Annotated in this window: 19 protein-coding genes and 1 pseudogene; 17 read left to right on the top strand and 3 right to left on the bottom strand. The window is 68.6% G+C overall.

Annotated elements, in window-relative coordinates:
* Positions 1-11 precede the first annotated feature (11 nt).
* The 4 genes from ACQEXA_RS61740 to ACQEXA_RS61725 all read left to right on the top strand — a co-directional run bounded on the left by ACQEXA_RS61740 (position 12) and on the right by ACQEXA_RS61725 (position 2150).
* Positions 12-164, top strand: a complete 153-nt coding sequence (locus tag ACQEXA_RS61740; RefSeq protein WP_432942162.1) for a winged helix-turn-helix transcriptional regulator — start codon at positions 12-14, stop codon at positions 162-164.
* Positions 165-172: 8 nt separating this feature from the next.
* Positions 173-595 carry a hypothetical protein gene (locus ACQEXA_RS61735; protein ID WP_432942434.1) on the top strand — a complete coding sequence of 141 codons (423 nt, stop codon included), beginning with the start codon at positions 173-175 and terminating at the stop codon, positions 593-595.
* A gap of 31 nt (positions 596-626) precedes the next feature.
* The gene (locus ACQEXA_RS61730; RefSeq protein WP_432942432.1) at positions 627-785 is read left to right on the top strand and encodes a zinc-ribbon domain-containing protein; all 159 of its coding nucleotides are present in this window, start codon (positions 627-629) and stop codon (positions 783-785) included.
* A 138-nt stretch (positions 786-923) separates the two neighbouring features.
* Positions 924-2150, top strand: coding sequence for a hypothetical protein (locus ACQEXA_RS61725; RefSeq protein ID WP_433135385.1), 1227 nt, complete (start codon positions 924-926; stop codon positions 2148-2150).
* 545 nt (positions 2151-2695) lie between these two features.
* Here ACQEXA_RS61725 and ACQEXA_RS61720 read toward each other — a convergent pair.
* Entirely contained in the window at positions 2696-3343 is a 648-nt protein-coding gene (locus ACQEXA_RS61720) for a hypothetical protein (protein WP_432942158.1), read from the bottom strand.
* 706 nt (positions 3344-4049) lie between these two features.
* Between ACQEXA_RS61720 and ACQEXA_RS61715 the strand changes: the two genes are divergently transcribed.
* The 6 genes from ACQEXA_RS61715 (at position 4050) to ACQEXA_RS61690 (ending at position 11027) form a co-directional block, all read left to right on the top strand.
* Complete coding sequence (locus ACQEXA_RS61715) at positions 4050-6173, top strand: HEAT repeat domain-containing protein (protein ID WP_432942156.1); 2124 nt, start codon at positions 4050-4052, stop codon at positions 6171-6173.
* A gap of 430 nt (positions 6174-6603) precedes the next feature.
* Positions 6604-7824, top strand: a complete 1221-nt coding sequence (locus tag ACQEXA_RS61710) for an RNA-guided endonuclease InsQ/TnpB family protein (RefSeq protein ID WP_433135383.1) — start codon at positions 6604-6606, stop codon at positions 7822-7824.
* Positions 7825-8202: 378 nt separating this feature from the next.
* The gene (locus tag ACQEXA_RS61705) at positions 8203-9498 is read left to right on the top strand and encodes an ISAs1 family transposase (protein WP_433135381.1); all 1296 of its coding nucleotides are present in this window, start codon (positions 8203-8205) and stop codon (positions 9496-9498) included.
* Between the two features lie 112 nt (positions 9499-9610).
* Complete coding sequence (locus ACQEXA_RS61700) at positions 9611-10213, top strand: Imm21 family immunity protein (protein WP_433135379.1); 603 nt, start codon at positions 9611-9613, stop codon at positions 10211-10213.
* A 170-nt stretch (positions 10214-10383) separates the two neighbouring features.
* Positions 10384-10701: a hypothetical protein gene (locus ACQEXA_RS61695; RefSeq protein WP_433135377.1), complete on the top strand. Its 318-nt coding sequence runs from the start codon at positions 10384-10386 to the stop codon at positions 10699-10701.
* 179 nt (positions 10702-10880) lie between these two features.
* The gene (locus ACQEXA_RS61690; protein WP_433135374.1) at positions 10881-11027 is read left to right on the top strand and encodes a hypothetical protein; all 147 of its coding nucleotides are present in this window, start codon (positions 10881-10883) and stop codon (positions 11025-11027) included.
* A 639-nt stretch (positions 11028-11666) separates the two neighbouring features.
* Here ACQEXA_RS61690 and ACQEXA_RS61685 read toward each other — a convergent pair.
* Positions 11667-11909: a DUF5302 domain-containing protein gene (locus ACQEXA_RS61685; RefSeq protein WP_433135371.1), complete on the bottom strand. Its 243-nt coding sequence runs from the start codon at positions 11907-11909 to the stop codon at positions 11667-11669.
* A gap of 530 nt (positions 11910-12439) precedes the next feature.
* Between ACQEXA_RS61685 and ACQEXA_RS61680 the strand changes: the two genes are divergently transcribed.
* Entirely contained in the window at positions 12440-13531 is a 1092-nt protein-coding gene (locus tag ACQEXA_RS61680) for an SEC-C domain-containing protein (protein ID WP_433135369.1), read from the top strand.
* 9 nt (positions 13532-13540) lie between these two features.
* Positions 13541-13791, top strand: a pseudogene (locus ACQEXA_RS61675) (IS200/IS605 family accessory protein TnpB-related protein); the annotation flags it as partial.
* 41 nt (positions 13792-13832) lie between these two features.
* Here ACQEXA_RS61675 and ACQEXA_RS61670 read toward each other — a convergent pair.
* On the bottom strand, positions 13833-14720 hold the full coding sequence (locus ACQEXA_RS61670; protein ID WP_433135367.1) for an enoyl-CoA hydratase-related protein: 888 nt from the start codon (positions 14718-14720) through the stop codon (positions 13833-13835).
* Positions 14721-15385: 665 nt separating this feature from the next.
* Between ACQEXA_RS61670 and ACQEXA_RS61665 the strand changes: the two genes are divergently transcribed.
* From ACQEXA_RS61665 to ACQEXA_RS61645, 5 genes are all read left to right on the top strand, one after another.
* Complete coding sequence (locus ACQEXA_RS61665) at positions 15386-17185, top strand: FAD-dependent monooxygenase (protein WP_433135366.1); 1800 nt, start codon at positions 15386-15388, stop codon at positions 17183-17185.
* A 277-nt stretch (positions 17186-17462) separates the two neighbouring features.
* The gene (locus ACQEXA_RS61660; protein ID WP_433135365.1) at positions 17463-18362 is read left to right on the top strand and encodes a VOC family protein; all 900 of its coding nucleotides are present in this window, start codon (positions 17463-17465) and stop codon (positions 18360-18362) included.
* A gap of 578 nt (positions 18363-18940) precedes the next feature.
* The gene (locus ACQEXA_RS61655) at positions 18941-20092 is read left to right on the top strand and encodes an acetyl-CoA C-acetyltransferase (protein ID WP_433135364.1); all 1152 of its coding nucleotides are present in this window, start codon (positions 18941-18943) and stop codon (positions 20090-20092) included.
* Positions 20093-20380: 288 nt separating this feature from the next.
* Positions 20381-21070: an alpha/beta fold hydrolase gene (locus ACQEXA_RS61650; RefSeq protein WP_433135363.1), complete on the top strand. Its 690-nt coding sequence runs from the start codon at positions 20381-20383 to the stop codon at positions 21068-21070.
* A gap of 563 nt (positions 21071-21633) precedes the next feature.
* The gene (locus tag ACQEXA_RS61645) at positions 21634-22533 is read left to right on the top strand and encodes a LysR substrate-binding domain-containing protein (RefSeq protein ID WP_433135362.1); all 900 of its coding nucleotides are present in this window, start codon (positions 21634-21636) and stop codon (positions 22531-22533) included.
* The last annotated feature ends 9 nt before the right edge of the window (positions 22534-22542 follow it).

Here is a 22542-nt window from a genome sequence, read left to right as displayed (position 1 = left end):
GTTTCGAGGACATGGAGTGGCCCGCTCGCGCGCAGGTCAGCCTGGAGTACGTCGGCGAGTGGTGGAGCATGCTGATCATGCCTGACGCCTTCGACGGCTTCACCCGCTTCGACGAGTTCGGGCGCAGCCTTTGCATCGCCCCGAACATGCTGACCGCCGCTTGAAGTCCCTGGTGGACGCCGGCCCGCTGGAGCGCCGGCACCACCAAAACCGGCCGCCGCGCTACGAGTACGTCCTCACGATGACCGGGCGCAGCCGGCACCCGGTCCTCATGGATTGGAGGGCCCCGCACCCGCCCCGCACCCTACGCCCGCCACAGCACCCCGCTTCGCCTACAGCCGCGACCTGGTACGCGCCGTCCTCAGCCGACTCGACCCCACCCAACGCCCCACCGACTGCGCATGCTCCCGCTCGACAAACCCTGCAGAAGCGGCACGAACGTCCACCCCCGAGGCCACGCTCGCGGCGTGGTCCCGGGGGTGGACGCTCCTGGCTGCTTCCACGCCAACGACGGCATGGAACAGGGGAGCATAGGCCACGCCGCACAGCTCACACGTCAGACGGTCTGGCCACGCTGCGCCGTGGCCAGACCTGAGGGACACCGTATCGAGGGCTGATGCCAGGGGCTGAGGAAGCTGGCCTTCCCGAGACCCGGGTGGCGCTGCGCCGGCGGCCATGAATGGCGAGCCATGGTCTTCAAGCGATCCGCCGGAAGCTCGTGCGAGCGGTGCAAGCTCATCGGGGTATCGGAGTTGGAGCTGAAAGCCTTTGCCGAGCTTGCCTGAAGAAGAGCCGCACCCATCTGCCGCAACCTTGCTCTCCCCTTGTCTGTCTTCCCTGTAGGCCCCGGTTCTGGAACAACGGAGCTGGGTCCCATGGGCGAGACGGACGAGGACTGATGGGGAGGGATTGGTATGTGGCGTGTGAGCAGACGTGGCCTGTTACGGGCGCCTGTCGCGTGGGTAGGGGCACTGCTGATCGGGGTGGTGGCCGTCGGGCCGGCGCAGGCAGCGGAGCAGACGCGGCCCGGTGCAAAGTCCACCGCGACACAGCCGGCCGACACGGCTGGTCCGGCCTTTGACCAGCTTCACCTGGACTTCGATCAACCGAAATACGTCTACAACGCCGATGCGTCGGTCACCCAGCGCTACCGGCTGCACATCACCGACGCCGAGTCGGGGTTCGACCGGGGGAGGCTGGTCGCGACAGGCTCGCACGGCGGGGTGGTGAGCGCGCGCTTCGCAGTAGTGCGCAACGCGGCGGGCGAACTGTGGTGCGGGACGGACTTCGTCTTCGACACGCAGGACCTCGAATGCCCCGTCGACGTCACCATCCCAAAGGACGCGCCCGCCGGGACCTGGTCCGTCTCGCAGGTTAAACTGGCCGACGCCGCGGGCAACGTCAGCACAACGAGCGGGCTGAGTGCGGGTGCGATGCAGGTGACCCGGAACCGAGCGCTGTCGGCGGCAGACTTCGCCATCAGCCCCGAGCAGTACAACAACTGGACCGGGTTCGCGACTTTGACGGTCACAATGAGACCGCTCGGCGCCCAGAACGGGATTTCCTCCGTCACACTGCTCCTCGACAAGTGCAGCGGGTCGGTCACCGAGAACCCCACCATCGCAGCCGACGGGACGATCTCGGTGCTCGCCACCGTAGCGCCGATTGTCACCAAACAGTGCAAGGTCACCGGGATCGGCCTCACCGACGGCGCCGGCAACGCCGCCGCCTACGGCACAGCCTTCCATGGCCCGGAACTGGACCTGGTTGCCACACAGATCCCCAACACCCAGGCCCCCGTCGTCAACTCCGCATCACTTGCGGTTGTCTCTGTGCCGGCAAGCTCGCTGCCTCGCAACGACGGGCTCACCCTCGATGTGACGTCGTTCGCGGGCATCTCCGGCTTCAGTCTCACCGTGTACGACGCGGACGGCAGCTCGGTGGATGGTGCCTCCGGCGGCGTCGGCTCCGTTACCAGCGGGGAGCTCAAACTGACCGTGCCACTGCACCAGGGCCTGGCCCCGGGCACGTACACGGTCGGCTTCACGCTGACCGACGCGAGCGGCCTGTTTTCGCAGTACGGCTACCCCAACGGTGGCGGCCTCCCGGTGCCCGGCGGGCCACTGCAGATCACCGTGACCGACGAGTGACCCACCCGCACTTGTGGCTCTGCTGGAGCGCGCGAATCGGTCAGGCTGTGAGGCCCCACCCTTGCCCGACCCGCGTAGCGGCTTGCAGGCAGGCAGGCAGGCAGGCAGGCAGGCAGGCAGGCAGGCAGGCAGGCAGGCAGGCAGGCAGGCAGGCAGGCAGGCAGGCAGGCAGGCAGGCAGGCAGGCAGGCAGGCAGGCAGGCAGGCAGGCAGGCAGGCAGGCAGGCAGGCAGGCAGGCAGGCAGGCAGGCAGGCAGGCAGGCAGGCAGGCAGGCAGGCAGGCAGGCAGGCAGGCAGGCAGGCAGGCAGGCAGGCAGGCAGGCAGGCAGGCAGGCAGGCAGGCAGGCAGGCAGGCAGGCAGGCAGGCAGGCAGGCAGGCAGGCAGGCAGGCAGGCAGGCAGGCAGGCAGGCAGGCAGGCAGGCAGGCAGGCAGGCAGGCAGGCAGGCAGGCAGGCAGGCAGGCAGGCAGGCAGGCAGGCAGGCAGGCAGGCAGGCTGGCTGGCTGGCTGGCTGCCGCCGTAGCGGCAGCGTGCCGCCTGACGGTTCTTACTCGGCCTGCTCCTCGCCCAGGGCAGGTGCAGCCGTTTCCTCGCTCGCGTGGGGGGCGGTGTAGTAGACGGAGGAGCCCTGCTTGGTGCGCTGGGCCTGGTTCTTGGCGACGAGGTTCTCGAGGGTGGTGCGCACGACGGTGGTCTTGACGCCGCGCTCGGGGTGAGCCGTGTCGAGTGCGGTGGTGACTTCGGCAGCGGAGCGCGGTTCGCTCTGCTTGGTGAGATGGCTGCGGATGAGCTCGACCAGCGTGGGCCGGGCCGCCTTCGCGGCTACGGCGTTGCCCGCGGGCTTCTTGCCGGCCGCGGCCTTCTTGGCCGCGGTGCGGTCCTGTGCGCCGCCCGCCTTCTTGGTTCGCGTCCGCTTGCCGGCGCCGACCTGACCAGAGGTCTTCTTACGGGGGGCGGGCACGGTGGAGCTGTCCGGGGCGGCTGCAGGCTGCACCGGCGTGGGCGAAACGCCAAGTGCCTGCTGCACGTTGACCAGCACGGCGTGGTCGTGCTGGAGGGCGGCCAGCTGCTCCTGCAGTGCGGCGATGTCCGTGCTGATGCGTTCCTGCTCCTTGGCGTTGCGTTCGAGGTCGCTGGTCACTTGGGCGGCGTACTGCGACGTCAGCCCGGTGGTTGCCGTTGTGCTCTCCGACATGGTGTTGGCCTTTCTCAGTGTTCCTGGCTCGGTGTGCCAGATCTTTGGTGCAAGCGCAGAGCGCCACGCGTGTGGGCTCGAGCTGGTGTCTGAGGGCAGCGGCGGTCGCTGCTGCAAATAGCCCGGCATAGAGATAGTACGTATGAGTTAACCCTGTTGTGTCTCTTGAGTGATGTCTCTTGTTCGAGGTGAGCTTCAGAGGCGGCGCACACAGTTCGTGGGGGAGTTGCCATAGGACTTCGTCGGTGTCCCGGTGGTGGTGCCAGGCGGCCAGGATGCTGGTTGTCAGCCGGTCGAGCAGTTCTGCGGTCTGATGAAGGCAGTGGCCGCACAGGCGGGCGAGGACGTTCATGTCGGCGTGGTGGCTCTGGGCGGAGGTGTGCGCGGTCGGCACGAGGGCGGTCAGTCGCACCGCGGGTGGTGCGGTGTGCGGCAGGAGCAAGGGCTCCGGCCGCAGAGCCCAGTGGGCGGCGTGGCGGCGTGCACTGCGACCAGGTCCCTGGTCCAGGACTGCCGCAGGGATTCCCTGACGTCCATGAGAACTCTTGGGTCTGGGAACGGCGTTGAGAAGCCCATGCTCGCGGTGGTTGCCGTTCGTACGTCCCTCCAGCGCAGTCCGCCCGGCCCCGTTGTCCGTGCCGATGGTGTCGTACGGCTCCGTCCCGGGACGCCTTTGTTGTCAGTGCCGCCTGGCATGGTTCTGATCATGTTCGACGGACTTCATGACATCGACTGGGCCTCGATGGAGCACGCGTACGGCTCGGCTGAGGAGGTACCGGTGCTGCTGACGGCGCTGCGTTCCCCGGACGCCGAGGAACGCCACAAGGCCCTCGACCGCTTCTACGGCGCGGTCCACCACCAGGGCAGCGTGTACCCGCCCACGGCAGCCAGCCTGCCCTTTCTGTTCGAGGTGGCCGTCGACGGCGCCACGCCCGACCGGGCCACCGTCGTCGCGCTGTTGGTCAGCATCGGCCGGGAGTCCCTCGACCGGGGCTTTGAGGACGACGGCACCGAGATCGAGTACTACCCACCGATGGGCTGCGCGCAGGCCGTCGCCTTCCTGCGCGAGCGGGGTGTGGAGTTCGCCGACCTCGCCCGCGACCCTGACCCGGACGTGCGCCTGGCCGCGATCCCCGGGCTCGGACTCTTCCTCGACGACGCCGACCGGGCCGCCGCGGTGTTGCGCGAGCGGCTGGCCGCCGAGCGCGGCATCGCGGCGCGGCTGCGGATCGCGGAGGCAGCGGCCACCCTGGCACTGCGCCTGCCGGCGGCCTCGCAACAGGTGATGGACTGGCTCGCCGGGCTCGCCGCCGACCCTGCCCAGGGCCCGGCGACCCGGCTCGCGGCCCTGGTCCAGCAGGCCCGCTGCGCCCCGGATGAGATCGGCGAGGACATCGTGCCCGCCGCCGTCAGCCTGCTGCGCGAGACCGCACGCGCCATACCCGTGCGACAGATCGCACCCGTCCCGAGCCGCCCGGCGACACCCACGGAGGGAGTTGCGCCCCAGATCGTCGCCGCCTTCGAGGATCTCGACCGGCACACGCGCGTGTACGCACCGACCACGGCCCTGCTGCGTACGTTCCACGAAGCCCTGGGGACCCGGGTGCCCGAGCGCACCGCGGTGCTGGCCGAGCAGCTGAGCAGCCCCGACCCCGGCTCGCGCCTGGACGCGGTCCGTATGAGCGGGGAGCTGATGCGGGCCTGGCGCGGGGACCACACCCGGCTCCTCCTGCTGGTCACCGACCAGCTCACCACGGCCGACCAGGAGGTCGCCGCCGAGGCTGCGGCCGTCCTGGAGGCGTGCCACCCGATCGCCGCCCCGGCCCGGGAGGCACTCGCCGCGCACACTGACGCCCAACGCGCGGCGCATGGCCCGAACGTATGGGCCGCGCCGCAGGCGCTGCTGCGCAGAAGCCACCAGGAGGCCGTCCGGGCCTTGGCGCGTCTCGGCGACGCACGCGCGCTGCCGAGTCTGCTGGCCGCGCTGGACAGCGACGTCGACGCCTGGCGTGCGATCCAGGTCGCAGGGCATCTGCCACGGGCAGCGGACCAGTTGGTGTCCCGGCTCTGCGACCACTTGCGCCGGATCGACCTCTCCCAGCAGTGGACCGAGATGAGCGCCAACGCGATCCTTTCCGCCCTGGCCGCGCTGGGCGACCCGGCTGTGGTTCCTGCGGTTGTGGACACGCTCGACGCCGCGGTGCGCCATGAGCAGGACCGCGTCATGGGATCGGCCCTGAAGGCGCTGGGGGCGTTCGGCCCGGCGGCGACCGGCGCACGGGACACGATCCGGTCGCTGACCACCGCGACCGACGCGCACGTACGCCCTGCCGCCGTCGCCGCGCTGTGGGCCGTCGGCGGTGACCTGGCCGAGGTCATGCCGCTCCTGCTCGGTCTCCTCGACGACCACATCACCTTCCGGATCAGCAACGCGGCTGATCTGCTCGGTGAGATAGGCCCGCCCGCCTCCGTCGCACTGCCGCGCCTGCGGGATCTCCTGACGCACGGCTATGAATGGGTTCGGGTGCACTGCGCGGCCGCGCTCTGGGAGATCGGCGGCGAGGCCGAGGCACCGGCCGTCCTGGACGCCCTGCTGCAGGCCATGGCCCAGAACTCCGCGACGGCCAACCACGTCGTGGCCTGCCTGGACCGCATGGGCCCCTTCGCGGCACCAGCCCTGCCCCTGCTCCGCGAGCAACTGGCCCTGCCCCGGCGCGGCGGCAGGTTCGAGAGCGTCGACCACGACGAGGAACTCCAGCGGGTCGGCCGTACCCTCATCGCCCGGCTCGATCCTTCAGCGCCGGGAGCACCCGCTCCGCGAACGGCCTGAGGCTGCGCCGTCCGTCCGCCACCGGCATCCCACCCACCAGCGGATGCAGCACTAGGCTCTCCAGGGCCCGTGCCACGTTCTGCTGCGGCATGAGGACGCGGTACAGGCCCTTCGCTTCTCTCTTCCAGAGCGGCCGGAGATCAACGCCAAGCGCGTCGCCGCGGCCGTGCCGGTGATCGAGCGCATTGCCGGTGAACTACTCGACGCGATCGCAGATTGACTCCACCGGCGTGGCTTTGTAGGGGATTCACCGGCTTTCTCCGAGGATGCCCCGGCCTTCAGGCCGGGGAGGAATCGGACTCCTGCGGAGCAGGGCAGGGACAGCCGGATCGCCGTCAGGGCGATCCGGCGTCCACTCCGCACGGCCGTGATGCCGCTCACAACGGTCAAGAACTCTCAACTGTCAGTCCTCCCAGGTAGGTTCGGATGCATGACGACAGAAGCGACCACGAAGGACACCGGGCATGCCCGGTATACCTTCCGTGTACGCCTGTCGAAGACAGCCCGGCGCGCACTCGAAGCCGAGTGGGATCGCTGCCGCTGGATCTGGAACGAATGCGTGGCCAAGTCCCGGCAGGCCCACGCGCAGAGCAGAGCGGGCGGCGAGAAGTTGACGTGTGGTCCGGCGCAGCTGGACAGGATGCTGACCGACGCCCGCGGGGTGATGCCGTGGCTGGCTGAGGGCGCGAGCGTGCCGCAGCAGCAGGTGATTCGGGAGTTCGCCAGGTCGCGGGCGAAGGCGCTGAAGGACGTCAAGGACGGGCTTGCGCAGCACCGCCGGGCGGGGATGCCCCGCTTCAAGCGCAAGCGGGAGGCCAGGCCGAGCCTGAACTACACCCGGCGCGGTTTCCGCCTCAAGGAGGGCCGCCTGCACCTTGCGGGCCAGATCGTGCTGAGCGTGGTGTGGTCGCGGGCTCTTCCGGCCGACCCGTCGAGCGTGCGCGTGTACCAGGACACGCTCGGACACTGGTACGCCTCCTTCGTCGCCCCGGCCCAGGTCGAGCCGCTTGTGGAGACCGGCCACGTCCTGGGCGTGGACTGGGGTGTGAAGGAGACCGCGACCACCACGGATGACACCTACGACCTTCCGCATGCCGAACACGGCAAGCGGTCCGCTCAGCGGCTCGCGAAGTACCAGCGGATGATGGCCCGGCGCCGGCGACCGAAAGGACAGCGTGCATCCACCGGCTACCGGAAGGCGCAGGCACAGGCAGCGAAGCTGCACAGGAAGATCGCGCGGCAGCGGGAGGACACCGGCCGCAAGTGGGCCAAGTCCGTCATGCGCGATCATGACGGAGTGGCGGTGGAGGACTTTCGCCCGAAGTTCCTCGCGAAGACCACCATGGCCCGCAAGGCGGCCGACGCGGCCATCGCGGCGACGAAGCGTGCCCTGATCGAGATGGGCCGCAAGCACGCACGGGACGTCCGTCTGGTGCACCCGGCGCACACCACGATGGACTGCGCAACGTGCGGGGCGAGAACCAAGCACGCACTCCCTCTCTCGATGAGAACGTATGCCTGCACCGTGTGCGCAGCCGTGTCCCCCAGGGACAAGAACTCCGCCCGCGTGATGCTGGTCCGGGCAGGTTGGAACCCGGACGGTGTCGAGGGCGTAAGACCTCCTGGTCCGCTGGACCAAGAGGCGGCCTGAGCCGTACATCCCCGCTCAACCCTGGAGGGTGGAGAATCCCCTCCCTTCAGGGAGGGGAGCCTTCAAGAGAACGTCTGTTGCTCGGCGATGGGAACGGCTGACCCTACGGGTGAGTGATGTCGCTGAGTTTCGGAAATGCCTGCGTGCTTGCTTCAGGACCATGGTCCTGCTCTGCGCGACGAGGGGACCCGGGTGCTGCCTCCACACTCTCTGCGTCGATAGCGTAGACGGCCCGCCACACCACACCGCAGGGCCCCGGCGTTTGCCCGGCTTGTCCGATCTTGGGTCGATTGACGTCGGTGGCGGGCCCCGGACGCAGGCGAACACGGCCCCTGTAGATCATGGAGTTCTCTACGCTTCAAGATCCACGAAGGTGCCGTGTTCGTCCCACCATCATCCCCCATCCCTGCTCCTGTCTGCCCCGCACCCCGCCTGCAAGATCTGCGTGAGGGTGCCGCCCGGGATCAAGTCCGCAGCCTGGTCGCGGAGTTCGAGTCACTCACCGATCCGCGCGGAGCCAGCGGTGTGCGTTACCGGCTCTCCTCCCTGCTGGCCCTGGTGGTCTGCGCGATGACGCCTGCGGGCCACGACTCGATCACTGCGGCAGCGGAGTGGTGCCGGCGTGCGGCCCCCGAGGAACTGGCCGCCTTCGGCCTGCCCTACCACCCGCTCCTGGGCCGTTACCGGGTGCCGAGCGAGAAGACCCTGCGCAGCGTGCTGGGGCGCCTTGATCCGGCCGAGCTCAGCGCGGCCGGGTTCGCCTACCTGACGTCCCTGCTCTCCGACGAGCGCGCGCATCCCGCGCTGCTGATGCCGGACGGCGGCCCGGAACGCGAACAGCGCCGGGCCCACCAGGCTGCCGCCCAGACCGATCCGGTGCGTCAAAGGCGCCGGGCGATCGCGGTGGACGGCAAATGCCTGCGCGGTGCCAGGCGCCCTGACGGCAGCCGGGTCTTCGTGCTCTCCGCGGTCCGCCACGGCGACGGCATCACCCTGGCCTCCCGCGAGATCGGCGCGAAGACGAACGAAATCCCCGAGTTCGCACCCCTGCTCGACCAGATCGACGACGTGGAACTCGCCGGCGCGGTCATCACCGCCGATGCTCTCCACGCCCAGCACGCCCACGCCGCCTACCTGCACGAACGCGGCGCCCACTACCTCCTCACGATCAAGAACAACCAGCGCGGTCAGGCCCGCCAACTCCACCGGCTGCCCTGGAAAGAGGTCCCCGTGATCCACCGTGACGACACCCGCGGCCACGGCCGCCACGAGCAGCGCCACGTACAGGTCGTCACCGTCGACGGCCTGCTCTTCCCCAACGCCCGTCAAGTCCTGCGCATTCAGCGCAGGCGCCGCCTCTACGGAGCGAAGAAGTGGTCCAGCGAGACCGTCTACGCCATCACCGATCTGCCCGCTGAGCAGGCATCTGCCGCCGAGATCGCCGCCTGGGCTCGCGGGCACTGGACCGTGGAGAACACCGTCCACTGGGTGCGTGATGTCGTCTTCAGTGAGGACAAGTCCCAGGTCAGGACCCGCAATACGCCAGCCGTGCTCGCCGCCGTCCGCGACCTGATCCGCAGTGCACTCAAACTCGCCGGGTACGTCAACACCGCCGCCGGACGCCGAGCCCACGCCGAACGCCACCGCGTCCTCGCCCTCTACGGCATCACATGATCAACCAGACATCCGAGGCAAACGCCGGGGCCCTGCACCACACCGAGCCTGCCCGACCTCCCGCAGCTGTCCAGTAGCTCGGCCTGTCACCGGGCAACGGCAGACTACGCGCATGAGTGACAGCAACAACGCCATCCGGCACAGGCTTGGTCTGACTTGGGTGCAGTCCATGGGTGGGCCGCTGATCGTCGTTCCCGTGTCCGCGCTGCACCAGTGGGGCGGCTGCACCGAGGACAGTGTGATCGTCGGCGGCACCGACCAGCCGGACGACTACGACCGGGCCTGCACGGTCGAGGAGTACGCCGAGGTGATCAGCCTAGGCGACACCAGCACCGCGTCCGCGCTGGTGCTGGGCGACGAGCCCGCCACCACCTGCTACCTGCCCGAGCAGAGGATCTTCCTGCGGTGGCTCGCCGCCGACTCCGACACCGAGTTGCTCGCCGCCGCCGAGGCCGTCCTGAGAGACCCGGCGACGCCGTGGGAGGAGTGCGGAGTCTGGGAGACCGACGGCCCGGCGGTTCTCATGGACTCGGCTGAGGCCGGCAAGGATCTCGGCGTGCCCTACCCCGACGGCAGAGGCCAACCGGACGAAGCCCCGGTTCCCGTGCCCGCAGGACGATGGGAAGTCCGTGCGTTCCACAAGACCAGTGAGTTCCCCTGGGTTGGCGTAGTCCAGCTCCTCCCAGCCGATGCTCAGTCGGCGACTACTCCTTGAGCCGTGCTGCCGGAACACGAGCGTCGAACCTCGCGCCGCCAGCCCCGACTTGGCCGCGTGGCAACACGCACTCCATGGGGCGGTTCACAGAGCGCGTTGCCGACAAGGGTGTCAGCCGTGGTAGCAGGGCCTACTTGGCGCGCTGCGGCAGTCCCGCGAAGGGGATGTCGGTGCGGAATCCCAGTGCGCTGTTCGGCGTGACGGGTCCGCTCTTCGAGGTCGCGATCCTGCACCACACCCAGTGCGGGACCGGGTTCCTCGCCGACTCCGAGTTCCAGCGCCAGGCCGCCCAGGCGACCGGCGTCGAGGAGGCGGTGCTGAGGGCGTCCGAGGTGGCCGAGCGGGACAGGACGGTCCGGGAGGATGTCGAGCGCCTGCTCGCGTCGCCGTTGCTGTCGCCGAAGGTGAGTGTTTCTGGACATGTGTACGCCATCGAGACGGGGCGTGTGACGACCGTGCTCGAAGCTCAAGTATCCGCAGCGGGCTGACATAGCCGGCGACCGTGCGCAGTGACGTGCAGCAGCGTCATCGGCCAACTCGCCAGGCAAACGTAGAAGGCTCTTCCGCGTCCGGGCAGGTGTACCGGCAGGTACTCCTGCCGAAACCCCGCCAACTGCTTCGCCCTACCAGACGATCGCTTGGCTCGGGTGGTCGGCGCACTGGCCGGGTGAGCGGCTCGCAGCGCGGGCTGCCCTGGGATGATCTCGCCGTGGGCTGGTGTGATCACGGCTTCACGGCCGTCGTGGATAGCTCCGCTGCTGCACGGCTCGGCGTCTTCCCGCTGATGCGGGTGCTGGCCTGCTGCGTGTCCTGATGTGCCCGGCGGCCCTCCTGTTTACCGATGTCATCGCGCTCGCCGAGCGGGCGTCAGCGTCCGCGGGTGGCGCGCCGACCCGCTGGCTCCGTGCGCATTGGCCTTCGCGTTCGAGGCAGCGTCGCTCCTTCACCGCGGCCTGGCGTGGGCTGTGTTCAGGTGGGCTTTGTCGCGTGTCTTGTTGCGCATGCGGGGTCTGGAGTGCGGTGGGGAAGTATGCGCAAGCGCAATCCGACTGCGCATGTGCGCAGCTTGGCCTGCTTGCCGGTTGCGCAACCGTTTGGGAGCTGCGTATTCCGGCTGGACGGCCGCGCAACGCGGTGACCTGCTGTGGTGGGGACCGTGGTCGGGCCTGTGGTCGCCCATGGTCGGGTCGGTGGTCGGGGGACTGGGAAGCTTGCGTAAGGGCGTTGAGGTGGAGCCTGACCAGTGCGGCGTACCGGTAGTCTGAGGGCGCCGTGTGTGCCCTCCGCCCTGGGGGGTGACAGGCGGGCGGGGAGCGTGTGGTGGTCGGGCGTTGCTTGTTGGCGGTGGGGAGGAACCGGAGGGGTTGGTCGTCTCCGTCACCTGCCGGGACCCCACGCAACCATCACCGGCATGGCGGCCGGACCGGGTCCCCGTCCGGCGGCCGGTTTGAACTCAGCCGCCGCTCTTTCGGCGGAACGAGCGCCGGCCGGCAGTCGGGCCGTGCGCGCCGCGGGCCTTCGACGCATCGGTGTGCGCAGCGAGGGCCGCGGCCTTCGTCTGCATGCCGCGCTTACGCTCCAGGGCCTGGCGGAACTTGTCCTTCAGTTCATACTGGCCGTCATCGCCGGGTGCCAGGGCAGGGCTTGCGGCGTCAGTAGGCTCCGAACCTTCTTGCGATGCAGACTCTGCAGTCATGGTGACCTCCTGGGTTCGGGCAGTGGGAAGCACAGCTTGCCATGCCGGGCGTCGAGGCGCGGCCCGCGTCGTCGCTGCCGACGGCGTGTGGCGCTCACGCCTGGCCCGTCTGCCGTATTGCAGTGAGTCGACGTGCCGGCCAGGCTCGGTGCGCCGGTGTGCGGGGGCCTGCCGACGCCACGCAGCCGGACGCGTGGTGGGGCTGGGCCATCACCTTCTTTCCCGGACCTTCCCGTTCGCCAACTGGAGGCAAACGATGGGGCTTTGGGGGAGGGGTGGTTGGTCTCTTCGTGCCGGCCATCGTGTCGCGTCCGGCCCCGCCGGGAGTTCGTCGTTGCCTCCGGTCAGACGCCACGCCCATACGCTGTCCCGCTCTGGGCGAGGTCAGTGGGGTCGGGGATTGCGGTGCGGTGGGCGGCCTGGCTCACCGCGGCGTCCCCGCCAGGGTCCGTACCGCGTTTTCTCACCCGTTCCCAGCGGCCTTTCGGCACGGGCCCAGTCGGTCGGCGTCCCGTCGGTAGTGTGGTCGTATGTCCCGCAAGCGCCGCCCACGCCCGCAACGCACCGCCCCCGTCGAGCGGAATCCCGCCCTGGAAGCGGAGGGGCTTCAGGCACTGGCCCGGGAGTATCCCGAGGAACGCGAGGAAATCCTCCTCGATGCGGCCGACTGCTGGAGCGAGGCCGGCCGGCACGACCGCGCTCTCGCCCTTTACCAGCAGCTACTGGATACGGGCTGCGAAGAGCCGCACCTGATCGAGGCATATCGCATCAGCACCCTGGGGGACGCTGGACGCACCAGCGAGGCCCGCGAGGCGGCAGCCCGACTGCGGCGTCAGCACCCCACCGATGCCGGGGCCTGGAACGTCGTCGCCGAGACCTTCGAATCCGTCGGCGAATTCCAGGACGCCGCAGACTGGTTCACCGCGGGCCTCACTCATCTGCTTGGCGCAGCCACGCCCCTCACCCGCACCGGAATCGAAGGCTCTTATGACCCCAGCGGGATGGAGATGCTCGTCATCGGCCGCCACCGGGTCAGGCGCCGGTATGACCAGCCGCACGACGACCTCGACCATCTCGCCGACGAACTCCACCTGCACCGCCCGGCTTTCCTCCACGGACCCGGCACCCTGGACGACCTGCACGATCCAGACCACCTTAGGGCCGCCGAGAGCGGTGACCCAGATGTCCTGCAAGCCGAGTTCGAGAAACTCACCGCCGAGGTCGCCGCACGCCGCGCCGCCCTCTTAAAGCCCCGCATGACCTGCGCACTGTTTTGGCCCGAGCCGGAGTTCACCGAACTCCTGGCTCGGTGGCCCGTGCTGGAAGATGCTTACGGAGCCGATCACCATGATCACATCCGCCGCGTCGAGGAGATCCTGCTCCGCCTGTCCGAGGAAGGCGAACCGCATCTGGGCATCGCCCAGGGCAGCGTCAACGACTTCGAGGAATTCATCCATAACGAGGCACTCTCCCCGCAGGACGCAGGCACCCGGGCCGAATACGCCGCCGACCTCGCGGCCCGAGGCCAGGCCCACACATGGCCCCCGCCCCGCAACAGTCCCTGCTGGTGCGGCTCTGTGCGCAAGTACAAGAAATGCTGCGGCAACCCTGCCCTGACCTGACCGAAAATCATCGGCAGGCGCGCCCTGGGGCACCGCATCCGGCGACGGACGGCACCGCCTCCTGCCCACCAGAGCGATGGACAGCAGCATCGGACCGCCCAGGCCAGACACGGCACCGGAGCCCGCCCCCGCATCCCCGGACCACGGACACGATCCGTGTCGCCGGACGCGGCGCGAACGCGGGCGACCATGCATCCACAACCGTTCGGGATGCGCCAGTTGACCAGGATTGGGTACAAGACTCACTCCTGCTCACTGATCAGGAACGGTCTCATCCGTTCAGGTCACGCTGCAGCGGCGCTCAGGTCAGGTCCACTGGCCGGGAGGGCCAAGCGGGCACGATCTCGGAGTAGTCGCCGATCCGCCCAGGGAACCTTGGCGTGCGTTTCTCCAGGAAGGACGTCACCCCCTCGGTCGCGTCCGGGCTCTGTCCGAGATGGAAGATCGCCTGCGAGTCAAGGCGGTGTGCCTCCCAGGGCGTCGTTGCGCCGAGCATGGACCACAGCATCTGGCGCGCCAGTGATACCGACACGGCCGAGGTGTTCTCGGCGATCTCGGCGGCGAGGGAGTGCGCGGCCGACAGCAGCGTGTCGCCCGGCATCACCCGCGACACCAGTCTTCCGGCAAGCGCCTCCTCGGCGTCGAATACACGGCCTGTGGCCACCCACTCCATCGCCTGTGAGATCCCCACGATGCGCGGCAGGAACCAACTGGAGGCGGCCTCCGGCACCAACCCGCGGCGGGTGAAGACGAATCCGAACCGCGCGGTGTCACTGGCCAGTCGGATGTCGGCCGGCAGGGTCATGGTGGCACCGACACCGACGGCCGGCCCGTTGATCGCGACGATCACCGGCTTCCGCGACGCAGCGATGCGCAGCGACACGTAGCCGCCGGCATCGCGCAGCACCCCGTCGACCGTCCCGAAGCCCGCGCGCTCGGCCGCCCTGACCTTGTCGTTGGCATCGAACGTGGCCGATCCGCGTCGTAGGTCCGCGCCCGCGCAGAACCCGCGCCCCGCCCCGGTCAGCAACACGACACGTACGTCGTCGTCGGCGTCGGTGGCATCGAAAGCCGCGACGAGTTCCCGGGCCATCGTGGTGGTGAAAGCGTTGAGCCGGTCAGGGCGGTTGAGGGTGATGACGGCGACACCGTCACTCACGTCGAACAGTATCTCGGTGGTGTCAGCCATCGACGACCTCACTCTGCTTCCGGGCGCTGGTCTGGCGGGGCCGGCTTCCACGGCCTCGACGGTTGCTACGCGCCGTTGATGGGTGCCGGCAGTCCGGTAGTCGGCCGTCGGCAAGGATCTCGCCCATCGCTGGCAACTTTCACGAGCACCCGATCGATCCCAGTCACCCGCGGTACGGCAGGGCCTTCCGGACGCTATGGGCACCCGTGCGGGACCGTCCAACATCAACCAGCCGCGCGATTGATACCTGTTGCTGACATAGCCGCCGCGGACAGGCGGGTACGGCCCTCGGTCGAGGAGAGCGCGACGGACGTCGTGTGAACACCCCATGCGCTGGAGCGGGGCAAACCGCCGCTCCCGCCCGGGTTTGGCGCTAGCGGGCGCATTGGTCCGCTGCCCGGACGGCACCCGGCGAAATTATGCCCGGTAGGGATATCAATCACAGAGCACATTGGTTTTGGACAGCTCGCCGAGGCCGCCCTAGGGTCGTGGCACTGTGCAGGTCGCGAACGCGTCGGTGCGTCAGACGTGACAACCGCTGCAGCAGGTACCGTAGCCGGCGGGTTCTCCCCCCATGCCGCCGACGTTTTCTCTGCCTGGAAATACTTCCGGTTGTCCCATTCCGGAAATATTCATCGGCTGTTATTGACACAAGGGAGTGTTGGATGATGGCAAAGGAGTTCGACGTAGAAGTTCCCGTCCTGATTGTCGGTGGGGGTGGCGCAGGGCTGACTTCCTCGATTCTGCTGTCCCGTCTCGGTGTCGAGTCCTTGCTGGTGACCCGCTACCCGAGCACGACGCGCTTGCCGCGGGGGCACATCCTCAACCAGCGCAGCATGGAGATCTTCGCCGACATGGGCGTTGCCTCCCACATCCGGGCGCAGGGCACCACTCCGCAGAACATGAGGGGTCTTGGGTGGTACTCCGGACTCGCCGGCGGCGGCCCGCAGGACGGCCACGGACGCCGCATCGGGTTCATCGAGGCATGGGGTGGGGGCTACGTCGACCCGGACTACGTCGGCGCCAGCCCCGAGCCCGCGACGAACCTGTCCCTGCTGCGGGTCGAGCCCATCCTCAAGGAGCAGGCGGAGCAGTACCCCCAGGCGACCGTCAGCTTCCACCACGAGCTGGTGGACCTGGAACAGGACGCCGACGGGGTGACCTCCACGATCCTCAACCACGACACCGGCGAAACCTACACCGTCCGGTCCTCCTACCTTCTGGGAGCCGACGCCGGAAAGACCGTGGGGGAACTGGCCGGCATCAAGCTCAGCGGCGCGCACAAGATCCAGAAGCTGATCAACTTGTATGTTTCGATGGACCTTTCGCCGTATCTGGCGGAGGCGGACGACGCGGTCATGATGTGGGTCTTCAACCCCGAGTTCCCGCAGCATCTGGACTGGGGTGGGGTGCTGGTGCCACAGGGCCCGGAGTGGGGTCGCAACTCCCGGGGGTGGGTGCTGCACGTCTCCGGTGCAGACCTCGACGCCTCGCAGCCGGAGAAGATGCTGCAGTGGGGGCGCGAGGCGCTGGGCATCCCCGATGTCGACATCGAACTGCTCGGTGTGGGGGAGTGGTGGATGGAGAGCATCCTCGCCGACGACTTCCGCTCAGGCAGGGTGTTCATGCTCGGTGACGCCGCGCACAAGGTTTCGCCCACCGGCGGACTCGGCCTCAATGCCGCCGTCCAGGACGCCTACAACCTGTGCTGGAAGCTCGCCGCCGTTCTCGCCGGCCGCGCCGGGGGCGACCTGCTCGAGACGTACAACACTGAGCGGCGCCCGGTCAACCAGGCCAACATCGAGACCTCCACCAAGGCCGCCTACAGCCACGCCGGAATGGCCGAGGCGATGGGCGTATCGCCGGACAAGACCGTCGAGGAGAACTGGGCCGCGCTGCGCCTGTTCTGGGAGGACGGCCCCGGTGCGGCCGAGCGCCGGCATGCGCTTTCCCAGTGGCTGGGCAACCGGACACTGGAATATCACCAGCTCAACACCGACTACGGATACACCTACGACTCCGCCGCGATCGTCGGCGACGGCACCCCCGCACCGGTCCCGGTGGACGACATCCGTCTCTACCAGCCCAGCACCCGGCCCGGGCACCCCATGCCGCACGCCTGGGTGGAGCGCGCCCGCGATCGGGTGGCCCTGCGCGAACTGATCCACGGTGGGCACTTCGCCCTCATCGCCGGCGAGGACGGTCAGGACTGGGTGGAGGCCGCCACCAAGATTGCCGAGCAGCGGAAGCTCCCGCTGCGAGCGGCCAGGGTCGGCCTCGGCACGGTGGACTTCGTCGACATCCGGTTGGCGTGGCTGAAGCAGCGGGAGATCTCCGCCACGGGCGCGGTGCTGGTCCGTCCCGACGGGCATGTCGCGTTCCGCTCCATCGCATCGGTCGACGACCCGGTAGCCGTGCTCTCCGGCGCCTTCAACCAGATCCTGCACACCGCTGCCGCCGAGTGACCCTCGCCTGCTGATCGCCGAGCGGCACGGATTCCCCCGGGAATGTGTAGCCGAAAGATATCAATCACCGTCTACTTCGTATCAGCCGCTTGCTTCAAATACAGCTAAACTGCAGTGCGGTGCGACGGGGGAGGGTTCGTTTGCCCCTTCGGAAAGCACAGCCGGAGCTCGAATCAGTCACATGTCCCAAGCCCGTGACGCATGAATCTCCCTAAAACGAGGGTGCCGACCGGTGACCCTGTGAGCATTTCTTTCTCAGTTGTTTAAGGAGTCCGATATGTCCCTGCATCGTCTAACCGATATCACCATGGGTGTCCCGAACATCGCCGAGACGGTTGAGTTCTATACCCAGTTCGGCCTCCTGCCGCAGCCGTCCAACGATCCGAACGAGCACTGGTTCGGGACCGTGGATGGTGGTCCGCGGCAGCTGAAGATCGTCCACGCCCCCGTGCGGCGGCTACTCTCTTTGGGGATCGGCGCAGAGGACCCGGACGATCTCGGCCGGATCGGTGCGTCACTCCAACGTCTCGGCGTAGAGAGCCGGATCGACGGCGAGCAGCTCACCACCAACGAACCGATCACTGGTGTCAAAGTGACCGTGTCGGTCGCGCCCCAGGTACCGGCCAAGCCGGTCGCGGAGCGGCACTTGCCCAACTTCCGTGCACCGGCTCTTCTGCGCACGGACCCGGCACGTCCCCGCAAGCTCGGCCACATCATGATCGCATCGGTGGAGTCGGCAACGACCCAGAAGTTCTTCACCGAGGGCCTGGGCTTCAAGCTCAGTGACGAGATCAAGGACGCGGCCACGTTCATGCGGTGTTCCACCGACCACCACAACATCGTGGTCGGTCACGGGCCGGTGAACTACATGCACCACACGTCCTGGGAGCTCTCCGACGTCGATGAGATCGGCCGCGGGGTGAAGGCCGCCCTGGAGGGCCACCCCGAGCGGCACACGTGGGGCATGGGGCGCTTCTGGGTCGGCGCTAACTACTTCTACTACCTGCGTGATCCTGCGGGGAACATGACCGAGTACTACTCCGACATGGACGAGATCACCGATGACCAGGTCTGGAAGCCGGGGGTGTTCGAGCCGGGCAGTCTGTGGAGCCCGGCGATGCCGCCGTCGCTGATCCGGCCCGACGACCTCGCCGAGCTCATGGCCGACTCGCACTGAACCGCTCACCGAGACATAGGCACGCCTCAGCGATCCATCCATTCCGGGGCGGAAGTCCCGTACCCACCCGAAAGGAGGGAGGCCATGGGCACACGCTTCGCAGCCGACCGCCTGGCATACACCTGGTCTTACACCGGCTCCACGTTCGGTTTTACGTCTCCGAGCCGCTCCCGGCGACGACGGGCCAAAGCCCGCGAACGAGGCGCTTTTAACCTGCCGCCGCAGGACCTGAGCGCCCGAACGGCTTGGCTCTCGCCGACCGGACACCCCCCAACCTGCCAACAAACGACGGCAGTTGGCGACATTCGCTGAGAAATCAAGCAACAGCTGGCAGCCCCCGGTCGGTCGACCGTGGACGAAGACAGTCACCGCCCACCCTCACCGTGCCCTTGCCGAACTGCCGCGGACGGTGGGTCCCGCCACGCACGGCAGCGAGCGGGCTGTGCACCGCGCTGCCCGGGACAGGGCTCTGACGAAGCGGCACCACAGTGCACGGTCAGACGCAAGGTCGCCCGACCCCCACGCACCGGACTGCGGAGCCCGAAACGATGCAGACCACCACAAGGAAGGACGCGCCCATGCCAGTCACCAGTGAGGCGTACATCGTGAGCGCGGTACGTACGCCTGTCGGGACCCACAAGGGCGCGTTGACAGGTATGCACCCTGCCGATCTCGGAGCACACGTGCTGCGCGCGGTCGTCGAGCGGGCCGGTGTCGACCCGTCGGCGGTCGAAGACGTCATCATGGGGTGCGTTACCCAGCTCGGATCTCAGTTCGGCGACATCGCCCGCACCGCGTGGCTCTCGGCGGGCCTGCCGGAGAGCGTGCCCGGCGTGACCGTCGAGCGACAGTGCGGATCCTCGCAGCAGGCGCTGCATTTCGCCGCCCAGGCGGTGATCTCGGGGACCCAGGACCTCGTGATCGCCGCCGGGGTGGAGAACATGGCGATGGTGCCGATGAACGCGAACACCATCGTCCTGAGGGAACTCGGCACTCAGCGGCGCGGCGAGGGATGGGCGAGACGTTACGGCGACCAGGAGATCTCACAGTTCCGCGGGGCCGAGCTGATCGCCGAGAAGTGGGGCTTCAGCCGCGAGGACATGGAGAGGTTCGCCGTGGAAAGCCACCGGCGGGCGGTGCGGGCGATCGACGAGGGCCGCTTCGCAGGGCAGATCGCCCCCCTCGCCGGCGTCGAGACCGACGAGGGCGCGCGCCGGGACACCTCGTTGGAGGCCATGGCGAAACTGCGGACGATCCGGGAAGGCGGAGCGCTCACGGCGGCGGTGTCCAGTCAGATGTCCGTCGGTGCCGGCGCATTGCTGGTCGCGTCCGAGCAGGCCGTTCGCACGCACCACCTGACACCGCTCGCGCGCGTGCACACTCTCACCGTGGTCGGCGACGACCCCGTCTACATGCTCACCGGCCCGATCCCGGCGACCGCGGCCGCGCTGGCCCGCTCCGGCCTGAGCATCGACGACATCGATCTGTTCGAAGTCAACGAAGCCTTTGCGTCCATCCCGATGGCCTGGGCGCACGAGACTGGGGCATCGCTGGAGAAGACCAACGTCAACGGTGGTGCGATCGCGCTCGGGCACCCCCTGGGAGCCACAGGCGCGATCCTTGCCACGAAGCTCGTACATGAGTTGCATCGCACCGGTGGCCGGTACGGGCTGCAGACGATGTGTGAGGGTGGCGGACAGGCGAACGCCACCGTCTTCGAGCGTGTCTGACGCCGGATCCCGCCCCTCCCGTGTCCGCAGGCGCCGCCGGCGAGAGCGACCACGACGGTGCAGCCTCCGGCATACCGAGCAGAGGCCGGCCGCCGGAGCGGTACAGCCGCCGAATCGGTCGGACATGGTCGCAGACCAGGCCGGCGCGTAATCCCCGCTGCCATACGTGTACGGATCTTGTACGGGGCCGGACCAAGGCGGGCGTCGTAAGGCCGGGGTGCGGAGGAACTCGACTCGTCGACGACCCGGAATTCACTGAAATCGGATTGACTTAGGAGGCCACCGCCCATGGAGAAGACCCAACAGGTGATCCAGGTCCACCCGGACCTGCCGCTGAGCCTGACGAAGGCCGGTGCCGGCAAGCCCGCCCTCGTCCTGCACGCGGGTCATGGTCCCACCACTGCCGCCCCGATCGTCGAGCACTTCGCGCGTGATCACCAGGTTCTGGCACCGACCCACCCCGGCTGGGACGGGACCTCCCGGCCGGACTGGTTCTCCGGTGTCGACGACCTTGCCCTCACCTACCTGGACCTGCTGGAGGACGAGGGGCTGACCGACGTCACGGTCGTCGCCACCTCCTTCGGTGGCTGGGTCGCCTCCGAACTGGCTGTTCGCGATCGGGGCCAGCGCATAGGCCGCCTGATCCTCATCGACGCCGCCGGCTCCGCTCCCTCAAGGGTGCCCCCGCCGGGAGACCCGATGCTGCCCGATGACGACCTCCTGAAGACCATCTTCGCCTACGGCGGGCCGCTCGTGTGGGACCCGAAACTGCTCCGCCGCCTTCCGCGCGTCAAGATCCCCGTCCTGGTGCTCTGGGGCGAGGACGACGACGTGGTCACCGCCGAGGAGGGCCGGATCCACGCCGAGGCGTTCGCCAACGCTCGATTCGAGCTCATCCCCAATGTGGGCCACATGGCGGTGCGCGACAACGCGGAGGAGGTCTTCTCCCGCATCGACGCCTTCCTTGCGGAGAGCTGACGACCACGCAGGGCAGCCGGCCCCCGGCATCCTCGGCCGCCCTCCGCAGCACACCGAGCGGCCAGGCCGGGGCGCCGAACCCGAACCCATGCCAGGTCCCAAGGCCGTCCGGTGGGATGGCAGGCTCACCAGTTGGATGAGCGAGTCGTAGTGATCCTGTGGCAGAGTGTCACGGGCGCGTCGGCGGTCAGGCGACGTCGGACACCCTCCTAGGCGTGGCCTTATGGCCCTGCCGGCCAGCGTCCGGAGGGACGTGTCACGCGGGCTGGGACTGCGATCGTACGGCACCAGGGCACGAAGGCGGTTGACTCAAGGCACTGAGCATTACTCGGTTTCCCTAAGCCGGTCAGAGACGCGTCGGCTCCGCGGCCTGGCCGCCGAGCGGCAGTGGCCTCTGCCCGGCGTTTCCGACAAGGCACCTGGGCCTCTTGCGCAGACGAGCATCTCGGGATCTACTTGACCAGGCAAGTACTTCGTGGGTGTGTGCCGGCCAGGCCGGCCTGACCGTGGGCGGAGTGGTCGCCGCCCCGTCGGGTGGCCGTCAGGACGAGGGGAGCTGGTTCATGGAGCTCCGGCACATCGAAGCGTTCATCGCTGTAGCCGAGGAATTGAACTTCCGCCGGGCCGCGGAGCGGCTACACATCGCTCAGCCGCCGCTATCACAGCAGATCAAGCGACTTGAGCGCGATGTGGGTGCGACGTTGCTGTTCCGCACCACCCGGCACGTCGCCCTCACCCCTGCCGGCGAGGCGTTCTTGTACGAGGCGCGCCGTGCCGTGCATGGCGTGCACGCGGCACGGCGCGCGGCCACGGAGGTGGCTGCGGGGAGGACCGGTGTGGTCCGGCTGGGGTTCAGCGGCCCCGCGTCGTACGAGGTACTCATGCTGCTGACCAGGAAGTACCGCGAGCAGCGCCCCAACGTGCGGCTGGACGTGGTCGGCCCGGTGCACGGAAGTGACCTTTCCGACAGACTCAGCCGCGGCGAGATCGACGCCAGCCTGGTTCGGCTGCCGGTGCAGGGCTCCCGGATCGCCGTCCGGGAGATCGTCCGGCAGGACATGGCCGTGGCGTTGCCCGCCGACCACCCATTGGCGGACCGCCCGCACGTCGAGCTGCGCGACTTGCGCGACGAACTGGTTATCAACTATCTGACGGAACGCGGCGGCACAGTCCCCAACGTGGTCCAAAGCGCCTTCCTCGAGCACGGGTTCAGTCCCAACGTGATCCAGTCGGCGCCCGATGTGCACACCATCATGTCACTGGTCGGCGCTGGCGCCGGGATCGGTTTCGTCCCGCTCTCGGTGAGCCATATCAGGCTACCGGGCGTCGTCCTCGTGCCGGTCCCGGAAATCCCGCCGCTGCCGCTGGCCCTGGCCTGGAGCGAAGACGATCCCAGCCCGGCGCTGTCGGCCCTGGTCGCCCTCGTCGACGACGTGTCCGACTTGTTTCGGGCGCGGCACTAGCGTCTCTGA

Source organism: Streptomyces sp. CA-106110 (assembly GCF_050936285.1).
In the GTDB taxonomy this organism is placed as follows: Bacteria; Actinomycetota; Actinomycetes; order Streptomycetales; family Streptomycetaceae; genus Streptomyces.
Note: the sequence above shows the minus strand (reverse complement) of the source record. Positions and strands in the feature narration are given on the sequence as shown.

What these genes read in the sequence shown, in the direction of transcription:
- ACQEXA_RS61740 (WP_432942162.1), top strand. Translation starts at nt 12, where the DNA reads ATGGAGTGGCCCGCTCGCGCGCAGGTCAGCCTGGAGTACGTCGGCGAG.
- ACQEXA_RS61720 (WP_432942158.1), bottom strand. Translation starts at nt 3,343, where the DNA reads ATGTCGGAGAGCACAACGGCAACCACCGGGCTGACGTCGCAGTACGCC.
- ACQEXA_RS61715 (WP_432942156.1), top strand. Translation starts at nt 4,050, where the DNA reads ATGTTCGACGGACTTCATGACATCGACTGGGCCTCGATGGAGCACGCG.
- ACQEXA_RS61710 (WP_433135383.1), top strand. Translation starts at nt 6,604, where the DNA reads ATGACGACAGAAGCGACCACGAAGGACACCGGGCATGCCCGGTATACC.
- ACQEXA_RS61700 (WP_433135379.1), top strand. Translation starts at nt 9,611, where the DNA reads ATGAGTGACAGCAACAACGCCATCCGGCACAGGCTTGGTCTGACTTGG.
- ACQEXA_RS61685 (WP_433135371.1), bottom strand. Translation starts at nt 11,909, where the DNA reads ATGACTGCAGAGTCTGCATCGCAAGAAGGTTCGGAGCCTACTGACGCC.
- ACQEXA_RS61680 (WP_433135369.1), top strand. Translation starts at nt 12,440, where the DNA reads ATGTCCCGCAAGCGCCGCCCACGCCCGCAACGCACCGCCCCCGTCGAG.
- ACQEXA_RS61670 (WP_433135367.1), bottom strand. Translation starts at nt 14,720, where the DNA reads ATGGCTGACACCACCGAGATACTGTTCGACGTGAGTGACGGTGTCGCC.
- ACQEXA_RS61665 (WP_433135366.1), top strand. Translation starts at nt 15,386, where the DNA reads ATGATGGCAAAGGAGTTCGACGTAGAAGTTCCCGTCCTGATTGTCGGT.
- ACQEXA_RS61660 (WP_433135365.1), top strand. Translation starts at nt 17,463, where the DNA reads ATGTCCCTGCATCGTCTAACCGATATCACCATGGGTGTCCCGAACATC.
- ACQEXA_RS61655 (WP_433135364.1), top strand. Translation starts at nt 18,941, where the DNA reads ATGCCAGTCACCAGTGAGGCGTACATCGTGAGCGCGGTACGTACGCCT.
- ACQEXA_RS61650 (WP_433135363.1), top strand. Translation starts at nt 20,381, where the DNA reads ATGGAGAAGACCCAACAGGTGATCCAGGTCCACCCGGACCTGCCGCTG.
- ACQEXA_RS61645 (WP_433135362.1), top strand. Translation starts at nt 21,634, where the DNA reads ATGGAGCTCCGGCACATCGAAGCGTTCATCGCTGTAGCCGAGGAATTG.